Annotated in this window: 8 protein-coding genes and 1 tRNA gene; 7 read left to right on the top strand and 2 right to left on the bottom strand. The window is 58.0% G+C overall.

What is annotated here, in order from left to right; all coding sequences use genetic code 11:
- Positions 1–22 precede the first annotated feature (22 nt).
- From L6418_RS08700 to gnd, 7 genes are all read left to right on the top strand, one after another.
- A tRNA-Lys gene (locus L6418_RS08700) sits at positions 23–98 on the top strand.
- A 288-nt stretch (positions 99–386) separates the two neighbouring features.
- A complete protein-coding gene (locus tag L6418_RS08695) occupies positions 387–1,325 on the top strand; it encodes a hypothetical protein (protein WP_237246533.1) in 939 nt (312 codons plus the stop codon).
- A 123-nt stretch (positions 1,326–1,448) separates the two neighbouring features.
- Positions 1,449–1,769 (top strand): DUF190 domain-containing protein, encoded by a 321-nt coding sequence (locus tag L6418_RS08690; RefSeq protein ID WP_237246532.1) that lies wholly within the window; start codon positions 1,449–1,451, stop codon positions 1,767–1,769.
- A gap of 827 nt (positions 1,770–2,596) precedes the next feature.
- Positions 2,597–5,068 carry a glycogen/starch/alpha-glucan phosphorylase gene (locus L6418_RS08685; RefSeq protein ID WP_408641560.1) on the top strand — a complete coding sequence of 824 codons (2,472 nt, stop codon included), beginning with the start codon at positions 2,597–2,599 and terminating at the stop codon, positions 5,066–5,068.
- Between the two features lie 22 nt (positions 5,069–5,090).
- Positions 5,091–6,596, top strand: a complete 1,506-nt coding sequence (zwf, locus tag L6418_RS08680; protein ID WP_237246531.1) for a glucose-6-phosphate dehydrogenase — start codon at positions 5,091–5,093, stop codon at positions 6,594–6,596.
- A 1-nt stretch (position 6,597) separates the two neighbouring features.
- Entirely contained in the window at positions 6,598–7,329 is a 732-nt protein-coding gene (gene pgl / locus L6418_RS08675; RefSeq protein WP_237246530.1) for a 6-phosphogluconolactonase, read from the top strand.
- Between the two features lies 1 nt (position 7,330).
- The gene (gene gnd, locus L6418_RS08670) at positions 7,331–8,353 is read left to right on the top strand and encodes a phosphogluconate dehydrogenase (NAD(+)-dependent, decarboxylating) (protein ID WP_237246529.1); all 1,023 of its coding nucleotides are present in this window, start codon (positions 7,331–7,333) and stop codon (positions 8,351–8,353) included.
- Between the two features lie 61 nt (positions 8,354–8,414).
- Here the strand turns inward: gnd and tal are convergent, their stop codons facing one another.
- Positions 8,415–9,368 (bottom strand): transaldolase, encoded by a 954-nt coding sequence (gene tal / locus L6418_RS08665; protein WP_237246528.1) that lies wholly within the window; start codon positions 9,366–9,368, stop codon positions 8,415–8,417.
- A gap of 220 nt (positions 9,369–9,588) precedes the next feature.
- Entirely contained in the window at positions 9,589–11,100 is a 1,512-nt protein-coding gene (locus tag L6418_RS08660) for an EAL domain-containing protein (protein WP_237246527.1), read from the bottom strand.
- Between the last annotated feature and the right edge of the window lie 124 nt (positions 11,101–11,224).

Genomic DNA, 11,224 nt, shown 5'->3' with positions numbered 1-11,224 from the left:
GCATAAAATGCGCGCCTCTTCCGGGTCGTTAGCTCAGCTGGTAGAGCAGCGGACTCTTAATCCGTTTGTCGCAGGTTCGATCCCCGCACGACCCACCAAATAATACAAAAGCTTGCAGAAATGCAGGCTTTTTGTTTTTTCTGGCGTGACAAAATCGTACCTGTAAATCCTGCAGCGCATATTGCGCGCATCCTTTGGTACTCGTTCGTACCAATATTTTCGCTTTTTGATGTCCATCACGCTTGCCGAATCGGCGAGCGCTCGATCCAGCCAGAAGTCCTTGCGTTAAATAGAATTATTAATTATTTAATATGAATTAAATGTGATTTAAGGGAATAAGGCGCCGTCATTTAGACTGCCGGCCTCTAACGTGCAGTCCAGTGAAAATGATGCAGGAACATTTTTCTCGCTCCGGTTTGACCCCCGGCGCGGGGCGATCGAAAGCGAGTCGCTTAAACGTGGTCGCGCTAGTTGCCGTCGCAACGATGATCCTGGCACTGTTTTCGCCAACTGCCTTGCAGGCTGCAGAGGAAATGCCCGGGCAGGCTGGCGAATTCCTTTCCGGCTGGCTGGATGGCGTGAGCAGGACGCAGGAAATTCAGCCGCATTGGGAGCTATTGCTCGGCATGAACTCGCCGCGGCTGACCCAGGGATTCCGTTACAACTATAGCAGGCAATATCTGCCGGGCAATTCCATTGCGGAGAATTACGGCATGGGCAAGGGGCTGGAACTGATCATGAGCGAGAACTTCGAAGCGCAAATCGGCATTCCTGCATACATCGACAAGCAGGCGCCTCGATCCAATTCGTCGGGATGGGCGGACGAAACGTTTCTAGGCAGATACCGGCTCATGGCTGCCAATGAGGAAAACGGCAACTATGTCGTCAGCTGTTCGCTCGGCCTGAGCGTCCCTACGGGCAGCGACCAGTTCTCTTCTCACAGTACCGTTTACACGCCCGCGTTTGCCGCTGGAAAGGGCTGGGGGAACAGGCAGCAAGGGTTCGATATACAAAGCTCCATCTCGGCCAGCGTGCCTGACCACAATCTATCGTTGATCGGTGTGCCTGTGGCATGGGCCGTAGCGTTGCAAGCCCATGTGTTGCAGAATTTCTGGCCCGAGATCGAGGCGAACTATACTCATTGGTACAAGGGAGCATTCGATGGCAAGAATCAGCTGGTACTGACTTACGGTGTGGTGTTCGGCCGTTTTGAACTCAAAGGCAGGGAGAAATTGACTGTGGGAATCGGCTATCAGGAACCAAGAGGAACGAGTTTCAGTACCTTCAATCGCGGATGGATATCCACGTTGAAGCTTTCTTTCTAGAATCTTTTAGCCTCACGTTTCAAGAGGCGATTCTTTGCCAAATCATCCGCAACTCGGATAATCTCCATGGGGGCCGGTACGATTCCCGGGAAAATTTCGGTAGCACCACGCAAAGGAGAAATAATGAAAGGCATTTACCTGAAGTTCTATTTTCACGAGAACCGTAAGCATCACCACTGGCTGGCCTATGAATGGCTGCTCGACCAGGCCAGGAAAATGGGCATTCACGGCGGCTCGGCATTCAGGGCCATTGCCGGTTTTGGCCGCGACGGGGAACTGACGGAAGATCGGCTGTCGGGATTGAGGGGGGATATGCCCGTAGAGGTGGTGTTCGCTGTCAGCGAAGAAGACGCCGAACGATTTTTGGCACTCTTGCGCGCCGAGAAGCTTTCACTGTTCTACATCAAGATGCCTGTCGAATTCGGTGTTGTCGATGAAGCGTAGCTCCTGAGCAGTGCGGGTTTGGCAGGCAATCCGGCCCCGGAGTGGGATTGCCTGCAAGAGGTTGTTGACAGCGATGTATATAAGCGTATAGTTATAAACTAATGCGTCAAAGCAGAGACTCCCTGAAGTGCCTACTCTGGCTTGCCTATCCCCTTGGCAAGCCTTTTTTTTGCGGGTCAGATCGCAGATATGAAAACGGCAGCACTGCTGCTGCGGGCAGGGAATCGATCTGCTCCCTGTTGCCGATTGGTTAACGATCAGCCTGCCAACGGCCTATTCCGCGATGCTGGGCCGGCAGTGTTTCAATTCATCATTCGCAAATCCAGCTTCTTCATCGGTTCGCCGGCATGACATCCTCGATGGGTGATCATGCATGGGTGCGAGCGCAATCCCTTGCATTCGTGGTCGCGACAGGGCGCTTTCTTGTACTGCATGCCTGAAGAGAGGGGCGGGCATGGATCATCGATTGCATGCGTACCATTCTCGTCCGCAGTTCACATAATCCATTTGAAACACGCTTGCGACCCGGGCGCGGGGCAGCATCAGATGGGTACGAGTCCTTAAACTATTATTAATTATGCAGCGCTTCGCACTGGCTATAATTTTTTCGCATGAATCGCAAACGGGTCCGGATTGATTGTCGATGCGCAATGTGATCCCGCAGCCCGTCATCGCTCAGCATCGGGAAGTGCAGGCACCATGCCGCTCTGGCATGAACAATGAACGTTCAATCAGTCACGCAGATTCCGGTAACACCCAAAGCGCCACAGGGAGAATAAGAAAGATAAGGCAGTTTGCAGTGCGTCCGCTCAGGACAGGAGGCTCTGATGAACAAGGAGATGATTCTTCAGCGACAGGTTGCGGGCATGGGCAAGGAGCAGATACAAGCCTCGCTTTTCAATCATTTGATTTATTCCAACAGCAAATATCCGCTCACTGCGACCACGCGGGACTGGTTCCAGGCGATGGCCCACGCAGTACGCGACCGATTGGTCGATCGCTGGACCGAGACCATGCAAAGCTACTATGAGCAGGATGCCAAGCGTATCTATTATCTGTCCATGGAGTTTCTGGTGGGGCGAACGCTGAGCAATGCCATGCTTAACCTGGAGATCGACGAGCAGTGCAAAGCTGCGCTCAACGATCTGGGACAGCAGTTTGAGGCGATCGCCGAGACTGAGGCCGACGCGGCTTTGGGAAATGGCGGCCTGGGCAGGCTGGCGGCATGTTTCCTCGATTCCATGGCGACGCTCGATTTGCCCTGTTACGGCTACGGTATCCGTTATGAGTACGGGATGTTTCGCCAGAGCATCGAGAACGGCGCCCAGGTGGAACACCCGGACAACTGGCTGCGCTACGGAAATCCGTGGGAATTCCCGCGTCCCGAATTGTTGTATCCGGTGAAGTTTCATGGGCGCGTGGTGGAATACAAGGAGGACGACGGCGCCTCCCATCATCACTGGGTAGACACCGTCGATGTGATGGCGATGGCCTACGATACGCCGGTGCCCGGCTATGGCGGCAAGACGGTCAATAACATGCGGCTATGGGCGGCAAAATCCTCGCGCGATTTCGAACTCAAGTATTTCAACCAGGGCAACTACATCCAGGCCGTCGCGGACAAGAACGAATCGGAGAATCTGTCCAAAGTGCTGTATCCGGACGACTCGACCGAAATGGGGCGAGAGCTGCGCCTGAAACAGCAGTTCTTCTGCGTCAGCGCTTCGCTGCAGGACATCCTGCACCGCTTCCGCAAGCATCATGAAGATTGGCAGCAACTGCCGGACAAAGTTGCAATACAGCTGAACGACACGCACCCCTCCATTGCGGTGGCCGAAATGATGAGGCTGCTGGTGGATATCCATCACCTGCCGTGGGACGAGGCGTGGGGACTGACCACGCGCATTTTCTCCTATACCAACCACACGCTGATGCCGGAGGCGCTGGAAACATGGCCGGTGCCCACATTCGAGAACCTGTTGCCGCGCCATTTGCAAATCATATATGAGATCAATCATCGATTCCTGCACACCGTGATGCACCTGTTCCCGGGGGATGGCGAGCTGTTGCGGCGCTTGTCGATCATCGACGAAACAGGCGAGCGGCGTGTGCGCATGTCCCACCTGGCCATCGTCGGCAGCCATGCCGTGAACGGGGTGGCAGCGCTGCATACCGAATTGATGAAGCGCACCATCTTTGCCGACTTCCACCGCATCACGCCCAACAAGATCGTCAACATGACGAACGGAATTACACCGCGCCGCTGGTTGCATCAGGCGAATCCAGGCTTGTCGAAACTGATTTCTGCGCGCATCGGCAAGGCATGGCTCATCGACCTCGATCAATTGCACAAGCTGCGGGAGCTGGTTGGCGACAGCGGGTTCCGGCAGCAATTCCATGCCGTCAAACGGGCCAACAAGGAGCGCCTTGCCGGAATCATACGCAAGCAGCAGGGAATCGAAATCGATCCCGATTCCATGTTCGACATACAGATCAAGCGCATCCACGAATACAAGCGGCAGCTGCTCAATGTGCTGCATGTCGTCACCTTGTATAACCGTATTCGTGCCGAAGCGGATGCGGACATGGTGCCGCGAACGGTCATCATCGCAGGCAAGGCGGCGCCCGGCTATGCGATGGCCAAGCTCATCATCCGCCTGATCAACGATGTCGCCGAAACCATCAACAACGATTATCTGATCGGCAACAAGCTGAAGCTGGTGTTCATTCCCAATTACGATGTCTCGCATGCCGAGATCATTGTCCCGGCAGCCGATCTTTCCGAGCAGATTTCAACGGCGGGCACCGAGGCATCGGGTACCGGCAACATGAAGCTTGCCCTGAACGGTGCACTGACCATCGGGACGCTGGACGGTGCGAACATCGAAATCCGGGAAGAGGTCGGCGCCGAGAATTTCTTCCTGTTCGGCCTGACTATCGAGGACGCGGAAGCGCTGCACCGCGCCGGTTACGATCCTGCGGCCTGCTATCGCAACCATGCCGAATTGAGGCGCGTGCTGGACATGATTGCCGGTGGATATTTTTGTGCCGATGAACCGACGCGCTATCAGGCAGTCGTCGATGCCCTGCTCAAACATGGCGACCGCTTCTTGCTGTTGGCCGATTATGAATCTTACGTTGACTGCCAGGACAGGGTGGCACAGTTGTACCGGGATCCTGCCGAATGGACCAAGCGTGCGATCCTCAATGTGGCCGGGATGGGGAAATTCTCCAGCGACCGCACCATCCGCGAGTATGCCCAGCACATCTGGCATGTTTCGCCGATCGTCCCCCGATAGAACTGGCACAAGGGATCATGACATGAAAATACTGGATGCCTGTACCTTGACGATTTTCGGTGTTGGCGGCAACCTGAGCCAGCGCAAGCTGATACCGGCGCTATTCCGCCTGGAGATGGCCATGCGCCTGCCGGAGCAGCTGGTGATCCTTGGTTGCGATATTGCTGTACATGATCACGATGCCTGGATCGGTTTCGTGGCCGGAATACTGCACGGGATCTACCAGAAGGACATAGATGAAGCCGCATTGCAGCGATTCTGCCGTCGTTGGCATTATCTGGCGATTCCTCCCGGCGACGATGCCGCATATGGGAGATTGGCTGAATTGCTGCAAGGAGGCGGTTTCCCGCCCAACATGGTCTATTACATGGCGGTGCGTCCGGCAGACTATCCCGCCATCGTCGACAAGCTTGGCAATGCGGGATTGCTCAGGCAGAACGGCGGCTGGAGGCGGGTGGTGATCGAAAAACCGTTCGGCTATGACCTGCTGAGCGCCCAGACCCTGCAGAGCAGTTTGTACAAACATCTGGATGAACCGCAGATATATCGCATCGACCATTATCTCGGCAAGGGCACGGTGCAGAACGTGATGGTATTCCGCTTTGCCAATTTGCTGCTCGAACCGCTGTGGAATCATCATTACATAGATCATGTGCAGATCACCCATTCCGAGATCCATGGCATCGAGAATCGGGCGGATTATTACGAAGGGGCCGGAGCCTTGCGCGACATGATCCAGAGCCACCTGCTGCAGCTGTTGACGCTGGTGGCGATGGAGCCGCCGGTAAGCCTGTCGGCCGAGCACTTGCGCGATGAGAAGGTGAAGGTTCTGAAATCGATCCGGCCGATCACGCAAAATTCCGTGCATGCCCATGCTTTTCGCGGCCAATACAGCGACGGCATCGTCGAAGGCAAATCGGTGCCGGGCTATCTGGAGGAAAAAGGCGTGGCGCCGGAAAGCGTGACGGAGACCTACGCCGCATTGAAACTGTTCATCGACAATTGGCGCTGGGCCGGTGTGCCGTTCTATCTGCGTACCGGCAAACGCCTGGCAGAAAACAGCTCGGCGATCTGCATCCGTTTCAAGAACCCGCCGCAGGATCTGCTGCACCGCAACAACCATCAGGGGCACTCGCAGCCCAACTGGATCATGCTTGGCATCCAGCCGAACGATTGCCTCAAGGTGGAACTGCAGGTCAAAGTGCCGGGGCTGGATTTGCTCACGCGTACCCTCAGTCTCGATGCCACCTACCATAAGGATAACGACGACGATTTCGATGCGTATGCCAGCCTGTTGCTGGATGTGATGCAGGGCGATCACTCGCTTTTCCTGCGCATGGATGAAGTGGAAGCGGCCTGGCGCGTGGTCGACCCCGTGCTCAAGGTCTGGGCAATGGAGCGCGATTTCATCAATACCTATCCGGCCGGAAGCTGGGGTCCGCGCGGCACGTACCGGCTGTTCGACCGCGATGACCAGTTCTGGCGGCATTCGCTGAATCCCGATGGCGCCGACTTGCAAGCCTATTGAAATGATGAACTCCTTCGCCGATTCCTTCCGGGGTGTATCCGACGTCAAGGCGATGATCGTGCACCGGAATGCCGACGAACTGGCCGATGCGGTCGCCCAGCGGATCGCCGTGCTGGCCGCCGATGCGATCGCGATGCGCGGCGTGTTCCGGGTGGTACTGGCCGGAGGGCAGACTCCGCGCGGCTATTATCGGAGATTGCCGGACATGCCTGTCGATTGGAACAATGTACATGTCTATTTCAGCGATGAGCGCTGCCTGCCGTTGGGCGATGCGCAGCGCAATGACAGCATGGTGCAGCAGGCGCTGCTGGACCGCATCGACCTCCCTTTCCGGAATATCCATGCAATCCATGCGGAGCTTGGCGCACGGCTGGCGGCCGCTGACTATGCCGCCAGACTGGCGCATGCGATGCCATTCGATCTTGTCCTGCTGGGCATGGGCGAAGATGGCCATACTGCAAGCCTGTTCCCCGGCAATCCGGCAATGCAGCTGACCGATGTTGCCGTGCCGGTGTATGGTGCACCGAAACTGCCGGCGGAGCGCGTCTCATTGGGGATCAACACGCTGAATGCGGCCCGGAATAAACTGTTCGCAGTCACGGGCGCAGGAAAGAGCGAGGCATTATGGCGTATCGCCCGCGGCGATCAGCTGCCTGCGGCGATGGTGAAGATGGCGGAATGGCATGTGGAACTGGCGGCACTGACGGATGCGCAAATTGAAAGGAGTGCATGAAATGCAAATCGGCTTGATAGGATTGGGGCGCATGGGGGCAAACATGGTGCGTCGGCTGCAGCGCGCCGGGCACCAGTGCGTGGTGTTCGACAGGGACCGGGACGCCGTTCAGCGGCTGCAAAAGGAAGGCGCGACGGCCTCCGCCAGCCTGCAGGACTTCATGGAGAAATTGCACATGCCGCGCGCCGTATGGCTGATGCTTCCGGCGGCAGCGGTGGAGGCCAGCATTGCGGAGCTGGCGCCGCTGCTGGCGAAAGGCGACATCCTCATCGACGGCGGCAACTCATACTACAAGGACGACATTGCCCGTGCCAGGCAACTTGCCGCACGTTCGGTGCACTATGTCGACGTCGGCGTGAGTGGCGGCATCTGGGGACTGGAACGGGGTTATTGCCTGATGATCGGGGGCGACCGGCAGGCTGTTGAACGCTTGCGGCCCGTATTTGCTGCGCTTGCTCCCGGTGTCGATGCGGCTGTGCGTACCGGCGGCGCCACGGGAGAACCGGGGAGCGCCGAGATGGGTTATCTGCATTGCGGTCCGGCGGGCGCCGGTCATTTCGTCAAGATGGTGCACAACGGCATTGAGTATGGATTGATGGCGGCTTATGCCGAAGGCTTCAATTTGCTGCGCCATGCCAATGTCGGCAGCGTCGAACGTCAGCCGGATGCCGAAACCACGCCATTGCGGGAGCCGGAAACGTTTCGTTACGATATCGACGTGGCGGGCGTGGCGGAATTGTGGCGGCGCGGCAGCGTGGTCGGTTCATGGCTGCTGGATCTGACCGCGCAAGCCCTGCGCACGGATGCGACGCTGGAGGGTTTCGGCGGACGGGTTTCCGATTCCGGCGAGGGACGCTGGACGAGCATCGCGGCGATCGAATCCGGTACGCCGGCCCCGGTGCTGACTGCCGCCCTGTTCAATCGTTTCTCCTCGCGCGGCGAAGCCGATTATGGCGACAAGCTGCTTTCCGCATTGCGTTTCGAGTTCGGCGGGCATCGCGAAAAAGCCGGTGGCGGGAAATAGCAGTCTGTTCCAGGAGTGCAGCCCACGCCATGCAAGATTGCGATGCGAGTGCAAAGACTGACTAAAGGTGCTGCGCCAGCAGCGCTTCCAGCCTGATCTGGTCCGCGGTAAAGCCGCGTATGCCTTCGGCCAGCTTTTCGGTGGCCATGGCATCCTCATTCATCGCCCAGCGGAATTCCGCCTCGGTCATCGAGGCTGGCCGCGCCTTGATTGCGTCATCGTAATGCAGGCGCCGTTCCAGCAGGCCCGTGCCGGCCTGCAACTCTTCGAGAAAGTTCGGGCCGATGGTCAGCCTGTCGCAGCCGGCCAGTGCGATGATCTCGCCTGCATTGCGGAATGATGCGCCCATGACCGTGGTGCGGTAGCCATGTTCCTTGTAATACTGGTAAATGCGCCGCACCGACAGTACGCCCGGATCCTGTTCGGGCGGGATGTCGCCCAGGCCGGATTTGTTTTTGTGCCAATCCATGATGCGGCCGACGAATGGGGAGATCAGTGTCACACCAGCCTCGGCGCAAGCGCGGGCCTGTGCGAAGCCGAACATCAGGGTCAGGTTGCAGTGTATGCCTTCATGCTCCAGGATTTCTCCGGCGCGGATGCCTTCCCAGGTGGAAGCGATCTTGATCAACACCCGCTCGTTGCCGATCCCGGCCTCGTTGTACAGGCGGATCAGCTTGCGTGCCTTGGCGAGCGTGGCAGGGGTGTCGAAAGAAAGGCGCGCATCGACTTCGGTGGAAATGCGCCCCGGCACGATCTTGAGTATTTCAAGCCCGACATCCACAGCCAGCTTGTCGATGGCGTCGTGTACCTGACGTTCGCGATCCCTGCTCTGCGTTTTGGCCCAGGCGATCGATTCGTCGATCAGTGGCGCGTATTCCGGCAAGGTGACGGCCTTGAGCAGGAGCGACGGATTGGTTGTCGCATCTTCCGGGCGATGGCGGCGAATGGCCTCGATGTCGCCGGTATCGGCAACGATCGCAGTCATCGACTTCAGCTGTTCCAGTAGTGTACTCATCACGATTCCTTCGGACGCATGGGTTGTGCAGGCACCGGTCCGGTTTCCGGAAAGATGCGCGGCGGTGCCGAAACTATATTCCCTGTCCGGCGCGGACAGGATGAAATAAATGTCACGTGATTAATTCCGCCGTCGAGGCAGCCGGGATGGTTTGCAGGGGGATTGGTAAAGGGATTTTATGCTGCGATGACGCCGGGCTGCCTGCGTCGGCAGGCGGAACCTATTCGGCCAGCGGTTGCGGCCGCGAAATGCCGAACCCCTGCGCAAAGTCGATGCCGACTTCGCGCAGCGTGGCGATGGTCTCCTCGCTTTCCACCAGTTCGGCGATCGTCTTCACGCCGATCAGTTTCGCCACGCGGTTGATGGCGGTTATCTTGGCCAGTTCCACCGGGTCGCGGTGGATATTGAAGATGATGTTGCCGTCGATCTTCAGGTACTCGACCTGGAAACCCCGGATCAAATCGAATGAGATGCGGTCGTGGCCAAAACCGCTGATCGCAACCAGGCTGCCGCATTGCCTGACGCGCTGCGCAAATTCGGCGACGACCGCTGGTTTGGCGACCAGTTCGGCATTCGGGACCTCGAAGCACAGGATGGCGCCGGGCACGCCATATTCCAGCAAGGTCAGTTGCAGGAATTCGGGAAAGCTGGGATCGGCGATCGTCGCCGCAGAGAGATTGACGAAGTACAGCGAGCGCTTGCGCTTCTCCTCCGGCGGGTTATGGTGGGCGGCCCATGCCGTCACGTGCTGCACGACCCAGCGGTCCAGGTGCGGCATGAGGCCGTATTTCTCGGCCAGCGGGAAGAAGGCTCCCGGCGGCATCATGCCTTCCTCTTCTTCGATCAGGCGTACCAGGATTTCATAATGTTCGGCCTCGCCGGATTCCGGCGTCAGGGGGCTGATGAGCTGGCAGTACAGGCTGAAATCGCCTTTCTCGATGGCGGCCCTGATATTGAGCGCATCCTTGTGCCCGGAGATCTGTTCGGAAAAAGACTCGATGAACCTGTCCTGGCTTGCCGTTGCTTCGGGGATGCGGACCGGCTCCACAGAAACGCTGCTTGCCGGGCCGGCTGCGATAGCGGCCTTGTGCAGATCGCCGGGAGAGGTGATGTCGTTCATCAGCATATAGAAGCCGGTGACCTTGCCGTCCTCGCCGAACTGCGGGATGTGCTCGACGGCCAGCTTGTATACCGCGCCATCCGGCATCTTCTGGGTCCGCTCGTAACGCACGCGATGCCCGTCCAGGGACTGGCGGACCGAGGTGGCCGTTTCCTGGTAGACGCCGGAGCCGAGTATCTTGCGGATGTGCTGGTCGCGGACCTGGTCTGCGCGCAGGTGCAGCCACTCCAGTAAGGCGCGATTGTGATAGCGGCACTGCCCGGACGCATCGAACAGCGCGATCATGGTCGGCAAGACTTCATCGATCAATTGCAGCCGCGGCTTGCAGGCGGCGAGTGTCTCTTCAGCCAGCTTGCGGAGTTTTGTTTCGCGTTCGAGCTTGTCCCTGGCGGCGGATAATTGGGCCGAGCGTCTCGTGGCGATCCACTCCAGGCGCGAGACGCGGGTTGCCTCGGCAAGGATTGCCGCCACCAGAACCCCGCCCAGGAAGGTGATCCATTGCATGCCCAGCTGGGTAAAGTAGATGGCAAAGACGAGCGCACCTGCGGTGAGGATGACAGCCAGGGCCGAGATGTATGGTTGCACGGTACGAAAGATAACCCGGACTCTCATGTTCCATTCCCTTGCATATGGATTGCCTGTTGATTGCAGTATTGCCCCGATAGCCGACATGCTCCTTGCCGGGAACCCGGTTGTCGAACAGATATTCGAATCGTTATCGCAAGGGGCGGGTTTC

The sequence above is a fragment of the Sideroxyarcus emersonii genome (assembly GCF_021654335.1).
Lineage (GTDB): Bacteria > Pseudomonadota > Gammaproteobacteria > Burkholderiales > Gallionellaceae > Sideroxyarcus > Sideroxyarcus emersonii.
The sequence above is the reverse complement of the archived record's forward strand: the minus strand, read 5'-3'. Positions and strand labels throughout refer to the sequence as shown.

What these genes read in the sequence shown, in the direction of transcription:
- pgl (WP_237246530.1), top strand. Translation starts at nt 6,598, where the DNA reads ATGATGAACTCCTTCGCCGATTCCTTCCGGGGTGTATCCGACGTCAAG.
- L6418_RS08695 (WP_237246533.1), top strand. Translation starts at nt 387, where the DNA reads ATGATGCAGGAACATTTTTCTCGCTCCGGTTTGACCCCCGGCGCGGGG.
- L6418_RS08660 (WP_237246527.1), bottom strand. Translation starts at nt 11,100, where the DNA reads ATGAGAGTCCGGGTTATCTTTCGTACCGTGCAACCATACATCTCGGCC.
- gnd (WP_237246529.1), top strand. Translation starts at nt 7,331, where the DNA reads ATGCAAATCGGCTTGATAGGATTGGGGCGCATGGGGGCAAACATGGTG.
- zwf (WP_237246531.1), top strand. Translation starts at nt 5,091, where the DNA reads ATGAAAATACTGGATGCCTGTACCTTGACGATTTTCGGTGTTGGCGGC.
- tal (WP_237246528.1), bottom strand. Translation starts at nt 9,368, where the DNA reads ATGAGTACACTACTGGAACAGCTGAAGTCGATGACTGCGATCGTTGCC.
- L6418_RS08685 (WP_408641560.1), top strand. Translation starts at nt 2,597, where the DNA reads ATGAACAAGGAGATGATTCTTCAGCGACAGGTTGCGGGCATGGGCAAG.
- L6418_RS08690 (WP_237246532.1), top strand. Translation starts at nt 1,449, where the DNA reads ATGAAAGGCATTTACCTGAAGTTCTATTTTCACGAGAACCGTAAGCAT.